The 22,171-nt window shown below is 67.7% G+C and carries 18 protein-coding genes; 7 read left to right on the top strand and 11 right to left on the bottom strand.

Annotation, left to right across the window (positions count from 1 at the left end; genetic code table 11):
* Window positions 1-7: 7 nt before the first annotated feature.
* Window positions 8-1,432 carry an exopolysaccharide biosynthesis polyprenyl glycosylphosphotransferase gene (locus ACO07Z_RS08625; RefSeq protein ID WP_421698341.1) on the bottom strand — a complete coding sequence of 475 codons (1,425 nt, stop codon included), beginning with the start codon at window positions 1,430-1,432 and terminating at the stop codon, window positions 8-10.
* A gap of 399 nt (window positions 1,433-1,831) precedes the next feature.
* Here ACO07Z_RS08625 and ACO07Z_RS08620 point away from each other — a divergent pair, with 399 nt between their 5' ends.
* From ACO07Z_RS08620 to ACO07Z_RS08610, 3 genes are read left to right on the top strand one after another with little or no spacing between them, the layout of a single operon-like run.
* The gene (locus ACO07Z_RS08620) at window positions 1,832-2,785 is read left to right on the top strand and encodes an NAD-dependent epimerase/dehydratase family protein (protein ID WP_421698340.1); all 954 of its coding nucleotides are present in this window, start codon (window positions 1,832-1,834) and stop codon (window positions 2,783-2,785) included.
* A gap of 41 nt (window positions 2,786-2,826) precedes the next feature.
* On the top strand, window positions 2,827-3,915 hold the full coding sequence (locus tag ACO07Z_RS08615; RefSeq protein ID WP_421698339.1) for a glycosyltransferase: 1,089 nt from the start codon (window positions 2,827-2,829) through the stop codon (window positions 3,913-3,915).
* Window positions 3,916-3,952: 37 nt separating this feature from the next.
* Entirely contained in the window at window positions 3,953-4,543 is a 591-nt protein-coding gene (locus ACO07Z_RS08610; RefSeq protein ID WP_421698338.1) for a polysaccharide biosynthesis/export family protein, read from the top strand.
* Between the two features lie 16 nt (window positions 4,544-4,559).
* Here ACO07Z_RS08610 and ACO07Z_RS08605 read toward each other — a convergent pair whose 3' ends face one another.
* The 6 genes from ACO07Z_RS08605 to ACO07Z_RS08580 form a co-directional block, all read right to left on the bottom strand.
* Complete coding sequence (locus tag ACO07Z_RS08605) at window positions 4,560-6,050, bottom strand: O-antigen ligase family protein (protein ID WP_421698337.1); 1,491 nt, start codon at window positions 6,048-6,050, stop codon at window positions 4,560-4,562.
* The gene (locus ACO07Z_RS08600) at window positions 6,047-6,823 is read right to left on the bottom strand and encodes a metallophosphoesterase (protein ID WP_421698336.1); all 777 of its coding nucleotides are present in this window, start codon (window positions 6,821-6,823) and stop codon (window positions 6,047-6,049) included. Before ACO07Z_RS08600 ends, ACO07Z_RS08605 begins: the two co-directional genes overlap by 4 nt.
* Before the next feature lie 87 nt (window positions 6,824-6,910).
* A complete protein-coding gene (locus tag ACO07Z_RS08595; RefSeq protein WP_421698335.1) occupies window positions 6,911-8,212 on the bottom strand; it encodes an outer membrane beta-barrel protein in 1,302 nt (433 codons plus the stop codon).
* Window positions 8,209-8,850 carry a hypothetical protein gene (locus tag ACO07Z_RS08590; protein ID WP_421698334.1) on the bottom strand — a complete coding sequence of 214 codons (642 nt, stop codon included), beginning with the start codon at window positions 8,848-8,850 and terminating at the stop codon, window positions 8,209-8,211. The genes ACO07Z_RS08595 and ACO07Z_RS08590 overlap by 4 nt, the downstream gene beginning before the upstream one ends.
* 159 nt (window positions 8,851-9,009) lie before the next feature.
* On the bottom strand, window positions 9,010-9,672 hold the full coding sequence (locus ACO07Z_RS08585) for a hypothetical protein (RefSeq protein ID WP_421698333.1): 663 nt from the start codon (window positions 9,670-9,672) through the stop codon (window positions 9,010-9,012).
* Window positions 9,662-11,881 carry a GumC family protein gene (locus ACO07Z_RS08580; RefSeq protein WP_421698332.1) on the bottom strand — a complete coding sequence of 740 codons (2,220 nt, stop codon included), beginning with the start codon at window positions 11,879-11,881 and terminating at the stop codon, window positions 9,662-9,664. The genes ACO07Z_RS08585 and ACO07Z_RS08580 overlap by 11 nt, the downstream gene beginning before the upstream one ends.
* 283 nt (window positions 11,882-12,164) lie before the next feature.
* Here ACO07Z_RS08580 and ACO07Z_RS08575 point away from each other — a divergent pair, with 283 nt between their 5' ends.
* Genes ACO07Z_RS08575 through ACO07Z_RS08565 form a run of 3 tightly spaced genes read left to right on the top strand, consistent with a single transcriptional unit; the run spans window position 12,165 to window position 14,987 of the window.
* Window positions 12,165-13,133, top strand: a complete 969-nt coding sequence (locus ACO07Z_RS08575; RefSeq protein ID WP_421698331.1) for a heme/hemin ABC transporter substrate-binding protein — start codon at window positions 12,165-12,167, stop codon at window positions 13,131-13,133.
* A 2-nt stretch (window positions 13,134-13,135) separates the two neighbouring features.
* Complete coding sequence (locus ACO07Z_RS08570) at window positions 13,136-14,218, top strand: FecCD family ABC transporter permease (protein WP_421698330.1); 1,083 nt, start codon at window positions 13,136-13,138, stop codon at window positions 14,216-14,218.
* A gap of 4 nt (window positions 14,219-14,222) precedes the next feature.
* Window positions 14,223-14,987 carry a heme ABC transporter ATP-binding protein gene (locus tag ACO07Z_RS08565; RefSeq protein WP_421698329.1) on the top strand — a complete coding sequence of 255 codons (765 nt, stop codon included), beginning with the start codon at window positions 14,223-14,225 and terminating at the stop codon, window positions 14,985-14,987.
* A 66-nt stretch (window positions 14,988-15,053) separates the two neighbouring features.
* Here the strand turns inward: ACO07Z_RS08565 and ACO07Z_RS08560 are convergent, their stop codons facing one another.
* Both ACO07Z_RS08560 and ACO07Z_RS08555 read right to left on the bottom strand, forming a co-directional pair.
* Complete coding sequence (locus tag ACO07Z_RS08560) at window positions 15,054-15,638, bottom strand: biliverdin-producing heme oxygenase (RefSeq protein ID WP_421698328.1); 585 nt, start codon at window positions 15,636-15,638, stop codon at window positions 15,054-15,056.
* A 38-nt stretch (window positions 15,639-15,676) separates the two neighbouring features.
* Window positions 15,677-17,908, bottom strand: a complete 2,232-nt coding sequence (locus ACO07Z_RS08555; protein WP_421698327.1) for a TonB-dependent hemoglobin/transferrin/lactoferrin family receptor — start codon at window positions 17,906-17,908, stop codon at window positions 15,677-15,679.
* Window positions 17,909-18,497: 589 nt separating this feature from the next.
* Here ACO07Z_RS08555 and ACO07Z_RS08550 point away from each other — a divergent pair.
* Entirely contained in the window at window positions 18,498-19,244 is a 747-nt protein-coding gene (locus ACO07Z_RS08550; RefSeq protein WP_421698326.1) for a hypothetical protein, read from the top strand.
* On the opposite strand, the gene ACO07Z_RS08545 is transcribed toward ACO07Z_RS08550, so the two are convergent.
* Both ACO07Z_RS08545 and ACO07Z_RS08540 read right to left on the bottom strand, forming a co-directional pair.
* Window positions 19,239-20,495: an aminotransferase class III-fold pyridoxal phosphate-dependent enzyme gene (locus ACO07Z_RS08545; RefSeq protein ID WP_421698325.1), complete on the bottom strand. Its 1,257-nt coding sequence runs from the start codon at window positions 20,493-20,495 to the stop codon at window positions 19,239-19,241. The genes ACO07Z_RS08550 and ACO07Z_RS08545 overlap by 6 nt on opposite strands.
* Window positions 20,496-20,972: 477 nt before the next feature.
* Window positions 20,973-21,935, bottom strand: coding sequence for a UDP-glucuronic acid decarboxylase family protein (locus tag ACO07Z_RS08540; protein ID WP_421698324.1), 963 nt, complete (start codon window positions 21,933-21,935; stop codon window positions 20,973-20,975).
* Window positions 21,936-22,171: the final 236 nt, after the last annotated feature.

The raw sequence follows: 22,171 nt of genomic DNA, 5'->3' as shown, positions 1-22,171 counted from the left end.
CATCGGCTCAATGGGCATTGCGGTGGATGATGACGCGGACGGTAAGCAGCAGCACCTTAACATCCATCCAGAGCGACCAGTTATTGATGTATTCGAGGTCCGCGGCCACCCGGGCCTCGATGTCCCGGCGGCTTTGCGTGGCGCCGCGCAGGCCGCGGATCTGGGCGAGGCCGGTCAGGCCCGGCTTCACCGCATGGCGGCTCCAGTAATCGGGAACCAGTTCCCAGAACAGCGCGCCTTCAGCCCGCGAACCCAGCGCATGCGGGCGCGGGCCGACCAGACTCATATTGCCGATCAGCACGTTGAGAAGCTGCGGCAGCTCATCGATGCTGGTGCGCCGCAGGAAACGCCCGACGCGGGTGACGCGGCCGTCGCTGCGCGCGGCGGAAACCTGTCCGGTGGCGTCGGTTGCCTCGCGCCGCATCGTCCGCAATTTGAAGCAGCGATAGGGACGGTTGTTGCGCCCCACCCGCTCCTGCACGAAGAAGGCCGGCCCAGGGCTATCGAGCTTCACCAGCAGGGCGGCGGCGACAATGGTCGGGGCCGCCGCCAGAAGGAGAGGCAGGGTGACGGCGAGATCGAACAGCCGCTTGGTCAGGCGCTCCGTAAGCGAGAGCGGGCCGCGCGACACCAGCAGGGTTGTCTGGGTGTTCCAGCGTGACAGCGACAGCGGCTCGAACCGGCCGAGATCGACCACCACCTCGCTCTCAAAACCGCTCAGCCGCATCGCCTCGGTCCATTCCAGCCGCTCCCGTGCGTCCGAAAACGCCAGGATCACCCGGTCGGCATAACCGATCGTCTCGCTGAGAGCGGCGAAGAAGGCAGGATCGTCGCGGCGCGGCGTCAGGCCGGAGCCCCCCACCTCCACATAGGTGGTCAGCTCATCGCCGCCGGGTGCCTCGGTGTCGCGTCGGTCGGTGAGCACGACGAGGCGCGGCGCGACGATGGGGAGAAGCCAGCTGCGCGTCAGCAGGGTGGCAACCAGCCGGCCCATGCCGATCAGCGCGAAAGCCAGCAGAAAGCTGTAGCCGATTTCCAGGCGCGAGAGCAGGCTGCCCACCTTCAGCGCGAAAAGAGCGGTGAGGAACAGCCCGGCGGTGATCAGCAGGGCCGTGAAGCTGGCGGAGAGCGCCCGGCCGAGCGAGGTCGCCGCCTCGATCGCATAGGCCCGCAGGCTCACCGCCGCCAGAAGATAGGTAGGAGCCAGAAAGAAGAAGATCTGCCAATTGCCGTCAAAGGGTGAGCCATGGCGCAGCGCCGCGCCAGCCAGGCAACTGCCGGCGAGGGCGAGCAGGTCGGTGGCGGCGAGCGAGAGGGTGAGGCAGACGCGAAGAGAGTCGCGGTAACGCGTCAGCCGATCGGGCGCGGGTTCCGTCGGCGGTACGCTGGCGGCCGCCTCGCGGATGCCGCCATAAGCGCCGAGGACCTCCATGCGGCTGCCTTCCTTGCAATGATTGCCGTGATAGGGCGGTGATCACCGCTCATCAGCCGGCAAAGAAACCGTTACGTGCCGTGTCGCGGTGCGCCATGACAAGGAGACGGCGGCGCGCCGCCCGCGCCCCCGTTTGCCGTCAGGACCAAGCCGGTGTGCGCTCCGACCCCGTCGACGTGGGATCGCTCCCGTCCGCCTTTATGCCGCTTCTATTGCTATGGTATTTGCATAGCAGATAGAGTTGTCGGCGTGCAACATTTTGGGTGCAATTTGCCCCTGTGGAGCGACGCTATGTCAAGCAAACCGGTTAATGCGTACTGATACAATTTTAGAACGTTTTTAATTCGATAGTCCCTGGATGGTGAATGGGTGCCTGGGAAGGACATGACGCGAGGAGAAGTGGCGATTGTTTTCGGCGGGGCCGGCTTCATTGGCGCGCACCTGTTGCGGCGGCTGGCACAGACGCATCCCGTGCAGCTGATCAGCGTCGATATCCGCCCGCCGAAATTCCCGGTTCCCGGCGTCGACTATCGGACCGGCGATGTCCGTGATCTCGCCGCCTTCTCCGTCGACGGCGACGTGACGACGATCTTCAATCTCGCGGCGGTTCACACCACGCCGGGCCATGCCGACCATGAATATTACGAAACCAACATAAGCGGGGCGCTGGAAGTCTGCGCCTTTGCCCGGCGCCAGAAGGTGCGGACCATCGTCTTCACCAGTTCGATCTCCGTCTATGGCCCCGGCGAGGACACGAAGTCGGAAAACTCGCGGCGCGCGCCTGAATCGGCCTATGGGCGCTCCAAGGCGATGGCGGAGGATGTTCACCGTGCCTGGCAGGCGGAGGCGGCGGAGCGGCGGCTGGTGATCTGCCGGCCGGCGGTGGTCTTCGGTGCCGGCGAGGGGGGCAATTTCACCCGCCTGGCCGGATTGCTGCGGCGCGGGCTGTTTGTCTATCCGGGGCGGCGCGACACGATCAAGGCCTGCTACTATGTCGAGGATCTCGTGGATTCGCTGCTGCACGCCGCCGCGCGGGAGGAGCGCGTGCTGCTGTTCAATGGCTGCTATCCCGACCGCTACACGCTGGAGGCGATCGTCGAGACCTTTCGCGCCGAGCATTTTCCGCGGGCGAGGACGCTGACCATGCCCCGTTCGCTGATGCTCGCCGCCGCGGGCGCCCTCAAGCCGCTGGCCGGCGCGGGCATCGGCATTCACCCGGAGCGGGTCATGAAGCTGGTGCGCTCGACCGATGTGGTGCCGGGCTGGCTGGACGCGCACGGCCTCGCACGGCGCGGGCAGCTTCCCCTGGCGCTGCAACGCTGGAAGAACGATTCCGCCGGCGCCTTCAACTGACGATCGCCCCGACACCGTCCCCGTGTGAAAGACGACATGTAATGAAGGTCGCCCTGGTTCATTATTGGCTCGTCGGGATGCGGGGCGGGGAGAAGGTGCTGGAATCCTTCTGCCGCCTTTACCCTGATGCCGACATCTTCACCCTGGTTGCCGAGCCGGCTCAGCTTTCCGAAACCCTGCGGCGGCACCGCATCACCACCTCTTTCCTGCAGCACATGGGCGGGCGGCGGCACTATCAGAAGATGCTGCCGCTCATGCCCTATGCGCTGGAGAGCCTCGACCTCACCGGCTACGACCTGGTGATATCCAGCGAGGCCGGCCCGGCCAAGGGCGTGGTGACGCGCCCGGACAGTCTGCATGTCTGCTATTGCCACTCGCCTTTGCGCTATCTCTGGGACCTGGAGCCGCAATACCGCGCCGCCTCCGGCCCGGTCACCCGGCTGGCCATGTCGCTGTTCGGGCCGGGATTGCGCCAGTGGGACGTGACCACGGCGGCGCGGGTGGACGCCTTCATCGCCAATTCCGCCTATGTCGCGCAGCGCATCGCCAAGTTCTACCGGCGCGAGGCCACGGTCATCCACCCGCCGGTCGATCTCGCCCGCTTCGCTCCGGCGGAGGACATTGGCGAGGCCTATCTCTGCGCCGGCCAGATCACGCCCTATAAGAAGATCGAGCTGGCCGTCGAGGCCTTCACCCGCATGGGGCGTCGGCTCGACATCATCGGCGAGGGCGCCGACGCGGCGCTGAAGCGCCGGGCAGGCCCCACCATCCGCTTTCTCGGCCCGGTCAGCGACGGGGAGATGGCGCATCATCTGGCGCGCTGCCGGGCGCTGGTGTTTCCCGGCGTCGAGGATTTCGGCATCGTCCCCCTGGAAGCGATGGCGAGCGGGCGCCCGGTGCTGGCCTTCGGGCGCGGCGGGGCCACGGAGACGGTGATCGACGGCAAGACCGGCCTGCTGTTCCACCAGCAGACCGCCGACGCCATCATCGAGGCGGTGCAGCGCTTCGAGGCGGGCGCGGTGGATGGCGCGCCGGAGGACTACCGCACCCATGTCGCCGGTTTCGGCCGCGAGCGGTTCGAAAGCCGGATCAAGTCCTTCATTGACGAACGCCTTGCCGGGACACGATAGGGTGGGGCGGGTCGCGAAGACGGAGTGCGAGAACGCGATGAGCGTGGGTCGTTGGAAGCGCATGAGCCGCACAGGGCTTATGCTCCTTGTCGTGCCGCTGTTCCTGGCGCTGGCGGCCTGCGCCACGGCGCCGAGCGCGCCGCCGCCGGCGGCGGATGCCGCCACCGCCACCGAATATGTCCTCGGCACCGGCGACAAGCTGCGCCTCACCGTGTTCAACGAGCCAACGCTGTCGGGCGAGTTCGAGGTGAATTCCGGCGGCTTCATCTCCGTGCCGTTGATCGGCAACATCAAGGCGCAGGGCGAGACGGCGCATGGGCTGGAGACCGCTATCACCCAGAAGCTGGCCGGCGGCTATATGCGCGATCCCCGGGTCAATATCGAGGTCCTGCAGTACCGGCCGTTCTACATCATCGGCGAGGTCGCCAAGCCCGGCGAATATCCCTATCGCAACGGCATGAACATCATGAGCGCCGTCGCCGTGGCGGGCGGCTTCACCTACCGGGCGAACGACACCACGGTCACCATTCGCCGAGCGGGGCAGACGCAGGACTATTCCTATCCTGTCACCACCACGACGATGGTGCTGCCCGGCGATATCGTGCGGGTGGGCGAGCGGCTGTTCTGACCGGGGCCTCCCCCGCTCACTCCGCGGTGTCGAACCGCCGGCTCCAGCTCTGCGCGAGCCCGGCCCCCAGCAGCGCCCAATAGGTCAGCGCCACCGCCTGTATCTGCAGGCTGAAATCGAACGCCGCATGCGACAGCACGGTAACGCTCGCCGCGAGCGCGACGAGGCTGATCGGATGCGGGCTTTCGCGCCGCAGCATGTTGGCGAGCGTCACCGCCAGCAGGGTGGCCACAAGGGTGGCGAGCAGAAGCGTGGCGGGAACGCCGAGTTCGAACAGCAGTTCGATATAGGTGTTGTGCGCCTTGTCCCAGTGATGCCAGGGCGAGAAGGCTTCCGCGCCGCGATAGACCGCGAACATGCGGTCGAAACTGCCATAGCCGAAGCCGGTCAGCGGCGCGTCGCGCACCGCGTCGAGCGTGCGAGCCGCCACCGCCCAGCGCGGATCGCGGGCCCCGGGCAGGGCGAAGCGTTCGCCGAGATCGTCGCCGAACAGCGCCAGTGTGGCGAACAGCACGGCCAGCACCGGGGTGGCGAGCACGAGCACCAGCCAGCGCCGGCGGGTGGAGGCCAAGGCCAGCAGCACCAGCGCCAGTACGCCGGCCATGCCGGCAATGAACCCCGCGCGCGACACGGTGAGCACGAGGGCGACGCCGATGAGGGCGGCCCCGGCGAGAACCGGCAGGGCGGAGCGCAGCGTGGTCTCGACGAAGGCCGTCGCCCGCACCGCGAGCGGCAGGCTGCGCCGCCCGCCCGCGCGGCGATAGACATCGATCAACAGGCCAATCGTGGCGACAAGCCCGATGCCGGCATAGGTCGCGTAGCTGTTCTTGTTGACGAAGCTGGAGGTCAGCTGCCCGCCATAGGCCCTCTTCTCGAACCACAGCAGCAGGTCCGGCGTCAGCGTGTGCTGGATCAGGCCGAAAAGCGCATAGCCGACCGCGATCACCACCAGCGCGCGCAGGAACAGGTCCGCCCGCCGCCCGTCGCGGCAGAGCTGGAGCGCGAGATAGAACGCGATTCCATGGGTGAGCAGCACGACCAGCCCGCGCAGGCCGGCCTCCGGCGTGACCGAGATGCGGCCCGCCACCGGTCCGGCGCCGGGCAGCGGCTGGAGGGTTTCCGCCGTCATCTGCCAGAACGGATTCTGCCAGTCCGGCGGCGCCCAGGAGGAAAGCTGGAACAATATCCAGCCGACCAGCAGGCTGCCGGCCAGGAAGAGCCACCACAAGCGCCGGGGCGCCACGGGGTGGCGGGCGCCGCTGACCAGCCGCCCCGCCTCGAACAGAATGAGCAGCAGGGCGAACAGCACGGCATTCACGCCCCAGGCGACGAGGCGGTTGCTGCCAAGCAGAAAGGGCACCCAGGCGAGGGCGAGGACGAGCCCGGCGAAGACGAGGTCGTTATAGGTTTCCGCTCCGGTACGGCGGGCGAGAAAGGCCGAGGCGCGCCCCCCGCCGGACGCGCCGGACACGTCGGATGTGCTGCGGGCGGCGGCGGGCGGGCTCATGTGTGGATCACCCGCGCCGTCTCGCCTTCCAGCACGACGCAGGACAGGCGGTGGGTCAGATAGGCGCCGGTATCGACATTGATACGGTTGGCCTGCATCTCCACCGCCATGACGGGCGTGTGGCCGTGGACGATACGCTTGCCGTGGTCGCGCGTGGAGTGGAGGAACGGATCGCGGATCCAGATCAGGTCCTCGTGCGTCTGCCGGTCGAGCGGCACGCCGGGCCGGATGCCGGCATGGCAGAAGAAATAGTCGCCAATCTCGCGGCTGGTCGGCAGCTGGCGGAGAAAATCGAGATGCGCCGGCGGAATAGCGGCAAAGGCGGCCTCGCGCAGCTGCGCGTCGCGCTCCGGGCCGGTGATGTCGCGGACGGAGACACCATAGGAAAACAGCGTCTCCACCCCGCCCATCCGCAGCCAGGGTTCCCAGTCCACCTCGCCCGCCAGGGCGGCCAGAAAGGTAGATTCATGATTGCCCCGCAAACAGCTCCATGACCCGTCGCGGCCCTCGTCCCGGCCGCTGGCGAGCCGTTCGACCACCGCCGCGCTGGCCTCCCCTCGGTCGATATAGTCGCCGAGAAACACGATATGGCTGGGACCGGCATGGCTTGCCCTGTCGGCGGCGATGGCGGCGAGCAGGGCGCGCAGTAGATCGTCTCGCCCGTGAATGTCGCCAATGGCGTAGACACGGGCGCCGTCGGGAACGCGCGCCGGGGTGGGGCGACGCGAAGCCGCGCGGAAGCGGGAGAACAACATGCCGAGCCCGAAACTCATCTGGCCGCCCGCAGGCGGCACCGCGCCGCGCACCCTATCAGCCGCCGGCGCACGCACAAGCGCCGGCCCAACGGTTGCGGGCCGGCCTCAATAAGCCAGGGTAACGCCCGCGAGGACGAGGTTGCGGACGTAATTTTCGGCGCCGTTGATGTTGTTGAAGTTGGTGTCGAAGTTCGTATAGGTGTAGTTCACTTTCGCCGTGGCGAAGCGGTTGATGGAATAGCGCAGTTCCGCACCGATGACATACTGGTTGTCGACGCGCGGGAACTCATCGTAATCCTGGTTGAGATAGTCCACCCAGCCCGACACCACGATGTTGCGGCGGAACTCGTAGTCGAGCCGCACCCCGGCAGTCGAACTCACCACCGCCGAGCCGGTGATGCCGGCAAATTCATAGTTCGAGGTGATCACCTGCTGGCCGGCAGTGAAGGTCGCGGTGAGCAGCGGCGACACGAACCATTGCAGATTGGCGCCGAAGGTCAGGCCGGAACTGCCGGAGAGGTCGCCATTGTCGGAGGCCCAATTGTAATAGCCGATATAGGCCTCGCCGCGCGTCAGGCGCGACGGCTCGATCTTGATGCCGGTGATGACCCTGTACTCGGCGGCGTCATAGTCCTGGTCCTGCATCTCGTACCAGTGATAGGACCCGCCGACGAACAGGCTGGTGAGCGGGCTGAGCTCATAGCCGAGGCGCCCGGCGAGATTATAGTCGCTGCCGTTGCGATAGGCCTGGTCGGAGGGTTGGCCGTTCAGCCAGGCATCATAATCGCGGTAGCGGTAGTCGATGCCGCCCGTCGCCCACATGCGGTTGAACTGCTTGTCGAAATTGACGCCCGCCGTCACCTGCTCATAGGGAAGCGGGTCGCCAAGCCTGTTCACATTGGTCTCGTCATCGCCCGGCAATTCGTTGAGATGGGCGTAGCGGGCATAGCCGCCAATGGTGAAATCGCTGCTGACATCGATGCGCCCGCGCGCGCCGGCGGCGTAGTTCTCATAGTCCGCACTGCTGTAGCGGGCGTAGCTCGTGCTCTCGAAATAGCCGTCGAAAGCGAGGAAATGGCGCGCCCAGTCCGACTGCAGGTCGAAGGCCGGCCGGACGGTGAACAGCCAGCTTTCCTTCTCGTTGCTGTTGGCGGCGGTGATGTTGGTGTCGTAGCCGGTTTCCAGCTTCAGCGTCGGAAACAGCACGAAGGAGCCTACGGGCACGCCGAGCGGGAGATAGTTCACCGGCTGGCGGTCGAGAACCGCTGCCCGCGCCGGATCGACTTCCACGGACTGGCGGGTGCTGGGCGGCGCATCCTGGGCCTGCGCCGCACCGGGCACGGCAAGGGCGGCGAGGGCGAGCACGCCTGCGGCATGGAAGAGAGCCTTTATGAGACGGATCCTCATGAGGGGCTCGGCGTCGGGGTCGGCGTGGTCGTGGGATTGTCCGTCTGCCCCGGGGTCGGCGTGTCGCTGCCGGACGAGCCGGCGGCGCTGCGCGGCGTGCCGGCCGCCGCGGCGTTGAACGCGCCCGTCAGCACCGCCGCCATCTGGCTCGAAAGTCCGCCCTGGCCGCCCGGCTGCGCGGTCGCGGCCTGAACCGCCGTCTGGATGGCGCCGGCGGCCCCGCTGCGTCCGTCGCCCTTGAGAGCGGCATAGGCTTGGCCGAGGCCCGTGCCGAGAACGGAGACCACGCCCGTATTGCCGGCGGCGCCGGCTTCGACCGCGGCCGAGATGATCGCCGCCGCGATGGCAGCCACCTGCGCGTCGGTCGCGGCCCCTTCTGCCAGCCATTGCAGCGCCAGCGCCTTTTGCGGACCGCTGAGCCCGGAACTCATGATCGCCTTGACCTGATCGGCCGCGCTGGATTTTCCCTCGGCGGAAACCACCACGCCGAGCACCGCCTGCTCGGCGGCCGAGAGCGCGGCCTGCGCGTGACCGGGCAGCAAAAGGCCGGCAACGGGCACAGAAACACCCACTGCCGCCATCACCACCAAGATGCGCGCCGCTTTGCCGATCATGCCCCGTCCGCCGTAGCTGCCCATGCTCAAAATACCAGACGCCATGCTGCACTGCCACCCGTCCCGCGACGGATTCGAGCGATTGCGGGTCCTTTTCGGCTTAAAAATCCGATAGTTGCCGGCTTACTTGGCGTAACGGCGGTGCTGTGGTGTGGGAGAGGGGCGGAATGGTGCGGTGCCGCATCAGGGCGCGGCTCCCACCTCGTCCAGAAAGGCCCGGCGCTGGGCGGCGGGCAACGGGGCCAGCAGCTGCTGCCAGGAACGCAGGAACGGGTCGGGAAAGCGCCTTAGGAAGGCGATGTCATAGGCGAGGGCGCGCTTGCTCTCGGGGCTGGCGAACATCCACCGCTGCGCGAGGAACCGGGCCCGGCGCATCATCTCGGCGTACTCGTAAGGCCCGGTAAGCCGTGAGAGCTCCCAGGCGGCCATGGAGGTCGGGCGAAGGGCGAGGTCGGGCCAGGTCAGTTCCGCAAGGTCCATCCAGGCGGCGGGCGCCACGGGATCGACCGCGAGCGCCGCCGCGATTTCCTGCACCCCGTTCGCCGCCGGCGGGTCGAGGCGGCGCCCGGCGCTGAAGCTGAGAAGCCGCGCCTTGTCGCGCAGCCCACCTTCGTCCAGGAAGGGCGCCACGGCCGCGCGCAGCAGCGCCGTCTCTTCGGCGCGCGCGGCTGCATCGGGCGCGGGGGGGCTGGCGGCGTGGCGCTCGATGCCCCACTCGACCGCACCCAGCCGGGCGAAGGCGACGCCTTTCACCAGCACGGCGCCGGCAAGGGCGATCAGCGCCAGCGAGAACGCCGCGCGCCCCACCCGTGCGCCACCGGAACGCCGCTCCGCCTCAGCCGACATAGTATTTCTTGTAATAGGCGGAGGAATGATAGGAATAGCGCCCATATTTCGGCGCGCCGCGCAGGTCGATCATGTTGAGCGCGATGCCGCAGATCTTGCGCTCGCCCGGGATGCGCTCGATCGCGTGGCGCACGAATTCGCGCGCCGTCGCGTTCCAGCGCACGACGAACAGCACCTTGTCCGCCACCGGCGCGAGAACGGCGGCGTCCACCACCGGGCCGATGGGCGGGGCGTCCATCACCACGAGGTCGAAATTCTGCCGCAGCTGCTCGATGAGGTGCTGCATCCGCGCCGAGCCCAGCAAGTCCGGCGGATTCTGCGACTTGCCGCCGGCGCCCAGCACAAAGATGCCGGAGGCGTCATGGCGGTACAGCAGCCCGTCCGGCGCGGCGGTCTGCGCCAGCCATTCCACCAGGCCCGGCTTGTCGTCGAGGCCGAATTGCTGGGTGAGCGAAGGGCGCCGCAGATCGCAGTCGATCAGCACCACCCGCTTGCCGGAGCTGGCGGCGGAGGCCGCCATGGCCAGCGCGATCGAGGTCTTGCCTTCGGAGGGTGAGGCGGAGGTGATCTCGACGACGCGGGGCGGGTTGTCGACATCCGACATCTGTACCCCGGCCCGCAGGCTGCGGATGGACTCGCTGAAGCGCGAGAGCGGCTTGGCGGCGAGGAAATCGACCACCGGGATGGCGCCCTTGGTCTTCTCGCCCTCGGTAAGGTTCACCCACTCCACCGAGCTCAGCACCGGCAGGCCGGTGGCCTCCTCCAGCTGGCGCGGGCTGCTGAAGCCGGCATTGAGCAGATCGAGCAGCGCGGCGAGCCCGATGCCGAGCACCAGTCCCAGCGCGGTGCCGGCGGCGAGGAACAGCGATTTGCGCGGGAAGGAGGGGCTGCCCGACGCCAGCGCCGGGGTGATGATCCGCGCGTCGCGAATGTCCATTTCCGATTGCTCGGAGGTGACCTTCGACTGGTTCAGGAAGGTCTCGTAGAGCGTGCGGTTGGCGGCGGCGTCGCGCTCCAGTTCGCGCAGCTTCACCGCGAGCGCGTTGTCGCTGGTGTTCTGCCCCGAAGCGGCGGCGACATTGGCCGCCATCGCCGCCGCACGGGTGCGGGCGACATCGTAGTCGTTTTCGAGATTGGCCACGATGCGGTTGATCTCGGCGCTGATCTGGCGCTCGATCTCCCGCCGCTCGGCGCGCACATTCACCACCAGCGGGTGGCGCTCGCCATAGCGGGTGACGAGGTCGGCCTCGCGCCCGCTCACCTCGGCATGGCGGCCGCGCAGATTTGTCACCACGCCGGAGCGTATGACATCGGGCAGCGTGGCGAGGTTGCCGCCTTCGTCGAGAATTTTCTTGGCCTGCTCGTATTTGGCCTGCTTCTCCGCCGCTTCCGTCTCCACCTGCACCAGCTCGGCGCTGATTTCGGAGAGCTGCTGCTCATTGAGCGAGCGGGCGCCGACCGAGACGAGATTATGCTCCGTGCGGAACTGCGACACCGCCTCTTCCGAGTGGCGCAGCGCCTCGCGCAGCTTCTGCAGCCGGTCGTTCAGCCAGTCGGAGGCGCGGCGGGCGGCATCGAAGCGGGTTTCCAGCTGGTCGACGATGAAGGCGTCGGCAACGGCGTTGGCGAGACGGGCCGCGCGGTTGGGATCGGTCGAGGTGACCGAGATCTGCAGGATGTACGAGCGCCCCACGCGCTCGACCAGCAGCGCGCCGCGCAGCCGGTAGATGGAGGCACGGATATCGTCGGGAATCGCGGCGGCGCCCGGCTCTGCTGGGCGTTCCGGCTGCTCCGTCGCGCCGCCGCCGAACAGGCCGGAAAGCACCGAGCGCCAGGAGCGCCCCGGCGCCTGACTGCCGAATTCCGGATCGGCAACCAGATTTTCCTTCTCCACCACCCGCCGCAGCAGGTTGAGCGATTCGATGATGGAAATCTGGTTCTCGATGTTCGAGACCGCCGCCACGGACGCCGCATCCATGCCGCTGAGCTGATCGCCGAGCACCGAGCGCGAGGAGGGGTCCAGCAGGATTTCGGCGGTGCTGGTGTAGCGGGGGGTGAGAAGAAAGGCCGTGCCCAGCGCCAGCGCCATTGTCAGCACGGCGATGAAGCCGATCAGCAGACGGCGGCGGACAAGGAAGTCCACGACCTGATGAAGATCGATGCGATCATCATCCTCCGCTGCCGGGGCTCGGTTAATCTGTCCGTGCATCAGGTCCCATCCAGAGACGGCGAACATCGCGACCCGCGAGGCAGGCGGCGGAGGCTCCCGCCCCGCAACAACTATATGAAACCGGTGGGGGATGCCTAGAGAGCCGCGGCCCGCGCCTTTCGCAGCGCAGCGGATCAAGGGTGTTGCGGCAGGCGCGTCTCATCTGCGTGTCTTCAATTTATTACATTTATAATCTTCGTCGTGTCTCTCTTTTGTGCCGCGTTGCTGTGGAATTGGGAGGTGCGCCTGCCTATTGTGCCGGCGACGAACAGAAGAGAGACGCATGATGCTGCGGCGCGTACCGATCACGAGTGTCCCTGCGATGGTGCGGCTGGCTTTGGGTCTGCTGGCGTTGGCCGTCATCGGCCAGGGGCCGGCCGCCCATGCGGCCTCCGCCGCCGCCGCCGCGCCCCAGCGCATTCTCGCCATTGGCAGCGCCGTCACCGAGACGTTGTATGCGCTGGGGCTGGAGGACCGGGTGGTCGCCGTCGACACGTCGAGCACCTATCCCCCGCGCGCCCTCGCCGAGAAGCCCAATGTCGGCTACATGCGCGCGCTATCGCCCGAGGGCGTGCTGTCGGTCGGGCCCGATCTCATCATTGCGCTCGACGGCGCCGGCCCGCCCGATGCGGTGAAGGTGCTGAAGAGCGCCGCCATCCCCTTCGAGACACTGCCCGAGGCGCGGGACGAGGCCGGCGTGCTCGCCACCATCCGCCGTGTCGCGGCGCTGGCCGGTGTGCCGGAGCGCGGCGAGGTGCTGGTGGGCGAGGTGGCGGCGGATTTCGCCGCCCTGGCGCAGCTTCGCGCCCGCCTTCCCGCGCCGCGCAGCGTCGTCTTCGTGCTCTCGGCATCGGGAACGGCGCCCGTCGTCGGCGGGGCCGGCACGGGTGCGCAGGCGATGTTCGCCCTCGCCGGCGTGACCAATGCCATGGCGGGGCTCAATGGCTACAAGCCGGCGGTCGGTGAGGCGGTGCTGGGCGCCGATCCCTATGCCATCGTGCTGATGAAGGACCAGAACCACGCGGTCTCCGACGCGGCGGTGAAGGCGATGCCGGCCTTTGCCGGCACCACGGCGATCGAGGCCGGCCGCCTCTACCGCATGGATGGCGGCTATCTCCTCAGCTTCGGGCCGCGCACGCCGCAGGCGGCGCGCGATCTCGCCGCGCTGATCTATCCCGAACTGGCGCTGCCGCCGCTGCCGGCGCATGCCGCCAACGCGACCTCCACGCCCAGCGCGACCGGCACGCCGTGAGCATGGCCGTTTCTCCCGCCGCCGGGCCTCTGGCGTTCCGGCCGCGCCGCGCGTCGCTCGCCCTCGGCCTGTGCGCCGGTCTGGTCGCACTGGCCTTCCTGGCCTCACTGGCGATCGGACCGGTCACCATCGCCCCCGGTCGCATCCTCGACATTCTCGCCGCGGCGCTGGCCGGCGAACGGGCGAGCGGGGCAGGCTTGCGGGAGGCGGTGATCGTGCTGGATGTACGCCTGCCGCGCACCTTGCTCGGCCTCCTGGTCGGCGGCGGCATCGCGCTGGCGGGGGCGGTGACGCAGGGGATTTTCCGCAACCCGCTCGCCGATCCCGGCCTCATCGGCATCTCCAATGGCGCCGCGCTGGCGGCCGCGGCGTGGATCGTCGCCGGCAGCCATGTCGCCGGCTATTTGCCGCCGGCGCTGACCGATGTCGGCCTGCCGCTGATGGCCTTCTGCGGCGCGCTCATCGCCACGGTGGCGCTCTACGCGATTTCGACGCATCAGGGCCGCACCTCGGTGGTCACCATGCTGTTCGCCGGCATCGCCATAGCGGCGCTGGCCGCCGCCGGCACCGGCCTCCTGGTTTTCGCCGCCTCGGACCAGCAATTGCGCGATTTCACCTTCTGGTCCTTCGGCTCGCTGGGCGGGGCCACCTGGGCGAAAGTGGCGGTGCTGTTGCCCTTCCTGGCGCTGCTGGTGTTGATCTCCACCCGTCTCGCCCGGGCGCTGGACGCGCTCGCGCTCGGCGAGGCGGAGGCGTTCCATGTCGGCATCGACGTGCAGCGGGCCAAATGGCTGGCCATTCTCGGCATCGCCGCCGGGGCGGGCGCTTCCGTCGCGGTGGCGGGGGTGATCGGTTTCATCGGCCTCGTTGTGCCCCATCTCATCCGGCTGATGGTCGGCCCCGGCCATCGCCTGCTGCTGCCCTGCGCCGGGTTGCTCGGCGGGGCACTGCTGCTGGGGGCGGATGTGGTGGCGCGCACCGTGGTCAGCCCCGCTGAACTGCCGCTCGGCGTCGTCACCGCCGGCTTCGGCGCGCCGTTCTTCCTCTGGCTGCTGCTGCGCCGGCGCGCGGCGCTGATGGGGTGAGCCGATGTATTGTGCCCATGACATCGGCTTCTCCGCCGGCGGGCGGCGCCTGCTTGAGGGCGCGTCGGTCGCGGTGCGGCCTGGCACGGTCACCGTGCTGATCGGCCCGAACGGCGCCGGCAAGTCGACCCTGTTCAAGCTGATGGCCGGCGAGCGGCGCCCGCAGCGCGGGCAGGTGACGCTGGACGGCATCGATCTCGCCGGGCTGGGGCCGGCGCAACTCGCCCGTCTGCGGGCGGTACTGCCGCAGAGCGTGCATGTCGCCTTTCCCTTCACCGTCGCGGAAGTGGTCGGCATCGGCGCCGCCCGTGGCCGCGACCTGCCGGCGCGCATCGGCCGGGCGCTGGCGCGGGTCGAACTCGGCGCTCTCGCGGGTCAGAACTATGAGCTGCTCTCCGGCGGCGAGAAGCAGCGTGTGCAGCTCGCCCGGGCGCTGGTGCAGCTGGAGGCGGGCGAGGGGCCGGGCTATCTGCTGCTCGACGAGCCGACCGCCAGTCTCGATCTCGCCCAGCAATTGCTGGTGCTGCGGCTGATGCGCGATCTCGCGGCTGAGGGCGCCGGCATCCTCGCTGTGCTGCACGATCTCAACCTCGCCGCCATGGTGGCGGACGAAATCGTCGCGCTGAAGCTGGGCCGCGTCGCGGCGCGCGGCACGCCGGATGAGGTGCTGACGCAGGCGTGCATCGCCGAGCTCTATGGCGTGGATGTGCGCATCGGCTGGGCGCCGCCGACACCCTTCCTGCTGCCGCAGGCCGCCTCGCGGGCTTGAAGTGGCGCGCATGAAAAAGCCCCGCCCGGGGACCGGGCGGGGCGGGGATGCGGCGGTGCCGGTGGTTCAGGCGGCGAGTTCGCGCCCGACCAGCGTCTCCACATGCAGGAAGGCTTCGGTGGCGGCGGCCTCGATCCGCGCTTCTTCCTCAGCTGTCAGTTCCACCTCGTTGAGCGCGGCGGTAAAGCGGCGCCAGTGCAGCGCCCGCCCTTCCGGGTGGCCGGCGAGGTGGCGCGCGCCATGCTCGGCGGTGAAGCCGAGCTTGGCCGCTTCCTTGGCGAGGATGGCGGCGCCCATATTGGAGCCCTCGACCACATAGAGCCAGCCGAGCGCTTCGGCGAGACTGAGCGACGGGCCGAGATCGGCTTCCGGCGGGGTCATGCCGAGATCGGCGAAGTCCTGTTCCAGCGCCTCCAGGCGGGAGCGCTCGGCGAGGTCCGGCAGCAATTCCTGCAGCGCGGCATCGGCATAGAGCGTCTCCACCCGGCGGTGCAGATGGTACTGGAACTTCAGGAAGCGGGCATAGTTTTCGGCGCTGGCGAAGGGCGCCGCCTGCATCACGCCGTTATCCACCCGCTCATGCGCGGCATTGGACACGGCCTTGAGCCGCTTGGCACGGCTCGGCGCTTCCACATCGGTGGCAATAGACATCAACTGCTCCTCTCATCCCGCCCGGCGACGGGACCGTTTCACTTCACATAGAGCGGGTCGGCGACGGAAGCGACCTCGCCGCCCCCGAACCGCACCGTCAGGGCTCCCTTCACCGTCAGGCCGGCGCTTGGCAGGAAGTTCTCATATTGGGTGTATTGCTCGTTGAGCAGGTTCTCGACCGACAGACGCCACAGGATGTTCTCGCTGGGCTGATAGCCGGCATAGACGCTGACCAGGTTGAAGCTGTCGGTCGGCTCGAACACCGAATTGGCCGGCAGGTCGGAGGCGGTGACGGCGGCCACGGCGGTCCAGCGCACGGCGACGGTGAGCTTTTCTTCCAGGAAGCGGAAGCCGAGCGTCGCGGTGACCTGGTCGGGCTGGATGCTGGAGAGCGGCTGCCCGGCATAGATGCCGGACGTGACTTCGCCTTCCGAGATCTGGCCCGCCAGGCCGACGAACCATTTGCGGGCATCATAGGTGCCCTCGAACTCGAAGCCCTTCAGCCGCGCTTCCTGCACGTTCTGGTACTGCGCATAGCCCGGCACGCCCCAATTATAGGGGAAGCAGGTGGTCGGCCGACCGGGAATGGGGCAGATCGTACCGGTGGAGGGGCCGAACTCGACCAGCTCGATATAGTTCTCCACATCGTTTTGGTAGTAATTCAGCTTGGCGCGCAGCTTGTCGCCGGCGACGAACAGGTCGTCCTTCTTGATGTTGATGCCGACTTCCTTGTTCTTGCCGATTTCCGCCTGCAGGCCGGGGTTGGGCAGGAAGTAGAACATCGTGCCGCCGGTGTTGAACGGCAGCGGATGCGGGCCGGAGACCAGCGCCTCGGTCACGGTCGGGGCGCGGTAGCCCTCGGCATAGGTGCCGTAGAGGGTCAGCCACGACCAGGGGGTGACGCCGAGGGTGAATTTGGGCGAAAGACGCTCGCCGCTGGTGCCGCCATCGTCGGAATTGAGCGAATAGGCGTCGTAGCGTAGGGCGGCGATGGCTTCCAGCCAGGTGGAATAATTGCCCTTCCACTGCACGAAGGCGCCGCCGACGCCGCGATCGCCCGAGGGGTTGTAGCCCTCGCCGAAGCCGTAATCGTCGGTGTTGTCGATCTGGTCCTGGAAATAGTCGCCGCCGAAGGTGATGGCGTTGTTCCAGCCGGCGGCCGAGAAGCGGCTGGTATTGTTGGCGTCGAAGCCCACCGTGTCGATGACGAAGCTGCGCGGATCGCCCACCGCGCCGGTGATCGGGTTGGAGGAGCCGGAAACCTTCACCTGATCCTGGTCGACCTGGTTCCAGTACACCGAGCTGCGCCAGTCGAACAGATTGTCTTCCGGGTTCTGGTAGTTCCAGGCGGCCGTCACCGTGCGGTTGGTCGCCTGCGTCGAATAGGCCGTCGCCGCGTTGGCGTCGGCGCTGGTGGTGAACTGGGTGTCGTAGTTCAGCGCGGAGAGCTTGATCTCGTGGAAATCGGCCGGGCGGAAGGTCGCCTTGGCGATGCCGGTCCACGTCTCGTAGCCGCTGTCGGGCACCACGTCGCCATTGCCGTCATGGTAGTTGTCGGCGTCGCGATAGGTGCCACCGACGAACAGGTCGACATTCTGGCCGACCTTCGCCGCGCCCAGCACCGAGCCATAGCCCATGAAGCCATTGCCGGCGGCCTCGCCGGTGGCTTCCACGCCCCAGCTCTTGCCGGGGGCGATGATGTCCTCGGCGTCCTTGGTGCGCATGGTGACCACGCCGCCAATGGCGCCGGAGCCATAGATGTTCGACACCGGGCCGCGCACCACGTCGACATCGGCAATGAGGCCGGGTTCGACGAAGAAGCCGCCGGCGCCGGCATGGCCGAGCTGGTTGAAGTTCTGCCGCGCCCCGTCGACGATCACCGCCACGCGGCCGAAATCCTGCAGGCCGCGAATATTGATCTGTGTCTGGCTGGTATTGGCGTTCTGGATCGCCGTCGTGCCGGGCATGCCCTGGAACAGGTCCGCCGTGCGCTCTGGCATCAGTGCTTCAAGCTGCTCCGAGCGCCGCACGGTGACGCCGGCCAGCGTGTCGATCCAGCTCTCGGCGGTGCGGGTGGCGACGACGGTGATGGGATCGAGCTCGACGAATTCCTCCGTCTCGACCACGGCGGCGCTGGAGGCCGGGGCCTGCGCGCTCGCCTGCTGCGCCATGGCCGGCGCGGCCGCCAACAGGGCGAGCCAGGACACACCCCAGCCCGCCGTCCGTGCCATTGCCGAGAGGGGGCGATGCCCCCGGATCGTCTTGCGCATCTCTATCCATCCCCAATCGAGCGTCCGCCGGACGACACGACTTCCCCAGCGGACGCCGGGAGCCCGCATCCCTGTTCGGTGACGCCGAACCCAGAGTTAATGTCGAGGCGGGACGGTTAAGGTAAGTAAATAGTTGAGTCAAATCACGTATTAATTTGATTTTTATAACTTAAAAACAAGCGACCCACATGTAGCAATTCTAAAGAACAGCAATTTTGGATCGTTTTAAACTCGACCTAGGAGTCATATTAGAGGAATTAAAGACATGTCGGCCTCAGACAGGGCAGAGAGACGCCAAAGCGAGGAAATACAAGGGCCGCGTGCCCCGCCGGAAAGGGGCGGGCCGCGGCGCACCTAGCGCGCTGGCATCCGGCGCCCCAATTCGGGCTGCCGGGCGGTCACGCCGCGAGTTCGGTGGACAGGGTGGGAGCGAACGGACCAGCCGCACCCGCGAATCACCCACGGTCGGCGACCCGGGAGTGAGGCGCACGCCTCGCCGGCTGCCAGCTTGTGGTATCACAAAGGGGTAGGCGGCTTGCGGGAGACGGCGACAGCAGGGTCGCGCTTCGGCCGCCGGAGAGGCTGCGGGATGAAAGACAGCGTGCGGATCGTGATCGTTGCCGTTGCCAATGTGCTGCTCGGCATCTGCATCGGCTTTGCGCTGGCTGCCAGTTTCTGGGACCGGCTGCTGGTCGGCATCAACGACGCCAACATCTCGAACTGGCTCGGCTTCACCGGGGCGATCCTCGCCGCCCTTGCCACCGTCACCGCCGGCGCGCTCGCCTATCTCGGCGTGCTCTACAGCCATTCCGCCAGCACGCGCGACGATGCCGTGCACCGCATCACCGGCTATCTCGCCGGCCTGCGCAACCTCTACGCCAGCTGGCTCGAACTGAAGGACATGCCGGAGACCGACCCCAGCCGCCCGCTCAAGGTCCACACGCTGCAGAGCGAGCTGGTCCGGCCGGAAGTCACCGTCGCGCTGTATGATTCGATCCTGCAGGAGGATCAGGTCCCGGTCTTCGTGTTCTGCAACACGCTGCGCGTCGCGCTGACCAACGGCCACCCGCATCAGCACAATGCGATGGCCATCGTCCTCTTCATCTTCGAGGATGTCACCCGCGCCCTGACCGTCCGCAAGCGGCTGCTGGAGGAGGGCACCCCACTGCGCAAGGTGCAGGGCACCAAGTTCCTCACGCCCGAGCCCTATATCAAGGCGCTCTCCAGCGGCGAGACGGACGAACTCGCGGCCAAGAAGGCCTGGGTCTATGTCGAGCCCGGCGAGGCGCCGCCCGTCCTGCCCGAAGCCCCGATCTCGCTGGCCAGCCGCTCATGAGAGCGGGCCGCGTCCAAGCCTCCCGGCCATCGCCTCGATCCGCGCCAGCACCTCGGCGATCTCCGCATCGGTGACGGTGAGCGGCAGCGACAGGCCGAGGGAGGCGTCGTCCTTGGCGGTGGTCGACAGACCCTCGGCGAAGGCGCAGGCGACCAGGCGCTCGGCAAAGGCCGGGCCTGGCGGATGGCCGGCGCGGTCGGGAGCGAACTCCACCGCCTGCAGCAGCCCCAGCCCGCGTATTCCGGTGACGCACGGCACGCGCGTGGCGATGGTGGCGATCCCCTCGCGCAGCGTCTGCCCGGCCGCCGCGGCGCGGGCGACCAGACCGTCACGGGCAATGATCTCCAGCGCGGTTAGCGCCGCCCGTGTGGTCAGCGGGTTCTTTTCATGGGTGTAATGGCCGAGTTCCAGTTCGGGCGCGACATCGAGCCGGGCATCGCCGATCACCGCCGCGAGCGGGACCATGCCGCCGCCCAGCGCCTTGCCGAGCACGGCGAGGTCCGGTACCGCGCCGAAATGCTCGAAGGCGAAGAAGCGGCCGGTCTTGCCGAGGCCGGAGGGAATCTCGTCGAAGATCAGCTTGGTCCCCTGCGCGTCGCACAGGGCGCGGACCTGCGGCCACAGGTCAGCCGGCGGCACATGGCAGTTCGCGCGCATCGGCTCGGCGATGACCGCCGCGATGCGCCCGGTGGCGAGATGCCGGGCGATCTCCTCCAGCATCTGCGCTGGGCCGTCCTCGCCCGCCCAATAGGGCGTGACATGGTGGCGTCCCGGCAGGAAGGCGCCGAGGCGCGGGTCGGGCGCCGCTGAAGAGAGCCCGAAGGCGCCGAAACCATGGCCGTGATAGGCGCCTTCGAGCGACACCGTCTCCGAGCGGCCGGTGGCGACCCGCGCCAGCTTGATGGCGATCTCAATCGCATCCGAGCCGCCGGTGGCGAACAGCACCCGCGCTGGCGGACCGGGCCAGCGCGCCCGCAGCGCTTCCGCCAGCGCGACGGCGGGCAGGTTGGTGTAGCGGCGCGGGGCAAACGCAAGTTCGTCCAGCTGCGCCTTCAGCGCCGCCACGATTTCCGGGTTGCCATGGCCGAGATGGTGGACGGTGTTGCCATGCAGGTCGATGAAGCGCCGGCCGTCCGCATCTTCCAGCCAAAGTCCCTGTGCGGCGCGCAGCGCGCCGAGGCTCGGCGTGGAGCCGTGCTGGTGGAAGAAGGCCGCGCTGTCGCGGGCGAGCAGATCGTCGGCTTCGGTCATGGTGCGTCTCGTTGGGCGGCGGCCGTCGGAAGATTAGCAGCGCCGGGCGTGTGCTTCTCAATGAGGAACGCAACGGCGTCACGACGCCCGTGGCGGGAAGGTGCGGCAAGGCCCGTCACGGCGGCTCGCGCGCTGTCCGACCGTGCGCCGCCGCAGGACACGGCATTTGCGCCGGGACGGTTCGGCCCGATGCCTCGCTGGGGCGCATGTCCACATCGGCGGCGATGCAAGGCGAATGGTGACGGATGTCCGATGCCGGGACGCCCGGCATTCTCGGCCAACTCCGCGCTGCTGCGGCTGCAGACCAGCAGATCGCGACCGAATATCGAAACGGCGTCATCGCGCTTTTCCTGCGCGGAGAGAACGGCTCGGCAGCCAAAGTGAGGCCGGAGCAGCTGGTTCCCTGGCTTTGCTGTCTTCGTCGCCGGCGCCCGGTGCGCCGCTACACGCGCGGCGTCCTCCCTCTCACCGGCGCCGTCAGGTGGCCTGCCGCAGCGCCTGAGGTCCTGACAGACAACGCTCAAAATAGGCGATGGTGGCGCGCAGGCCCTCATCCAGGCTGGTCGACGCCTGCCAGCCCAGCAGCGCTTGCGCACGGCCAATCGCCGGGCACCGGCGCTGCGGATCATCGGCGGGCAGCGGACCATGGGCAATTCGCGAGCGGGAGCCGGTCATGGCGATGATGCGCTCGGCAAGATGGAGGATTGGAATTTCCGAGGGATTGCCGAGATTCACTGGCCCGACCATCGCGCCGTCGGCATCCATAAGCCTCAGCAGCCCGTCCACGAGGTCGTCCCGGTAGCAGAAGGATCGCGTCTGCGAGCCGTCACCGGCGACGGTGATGGGCTCATTACGCAACGCCTGGACAATGAAGGTCGATACCACCCGGCCATCGTCGGGATGCATGAACGGCCCATAGGTGTTGAAAATCCGCGCGATGCGGATGCGCGTGCCGAACTGGCGATGGTGGTCGTGAAACAGTGTTTCGGCACAGCGCTTGCCCTCATCATAGCAGGAACGCGGGCCGATCGGATTGACGTTTCCCCAATAGGTCTCGGGCTGCGGATGCACCAGCGGGTCACCATAGACCTCCGAAGTTGAGGCCTGAAGAACTCTGGAATCGGCCCGGCGACTGACCGCGAGCACATTGACTGCTCCAAGAATACAGGTTCTTACGGTCTGGAAGGGGTCCTTCTGGTATTGCTTGGGCGATGCCGGACACGCCAGGTTGAATATGGTGTTGAACTCGCCCGCGATATCCGAGCAGACATCCTGCTCAAGAAGATGAAAATCCCGATGATCGCGCAGGTGGCGCACGTTTTCCCGACTGCCTGTCGACAGGTTGTCGAGGCACCACACCTCATGTCCCGCGTCGAGAGACCTCTCGCAGACAAGGCTTCCCAGGAAGCCGGCGCCGCCACTGACTAATACGCGCGCCATTGGAAACTCCCGCGGACGTCCATCACCTCAAGAATACGGCCAAGGCTCGACCGTCGCGCCGAGCGGCGGATATCCTTGGCAGCGCGACGTCGACAGGCGCTACGCTGTCCTGGGGCAAGCGTCCGAAATCCTGACACTCTCTTGGGCACTCCACGCGGTCTGGTGGTTGCGATGATCTGTATTGGAAGTCCGTCCGGCAGCGTGTGTGTGCGTCTCTGCTTGCCGGAGAATGTCGA

Source organism: Ancylobacter sp., assembly GCF_965229075.1.
In the GTDB taxonomy this organism is placed as follows: domain Bacteria; phylum Pseudomonadota; class Alphaproteobacteria; order Rhizobiales; family Xanthobacteraceae; genus Ancylobacter.
The sequence above is the reverse complement of the archived record's forward strand: the minus strand, read 5'-3'. Positions and strand labels throughout refer to the sequence as shown.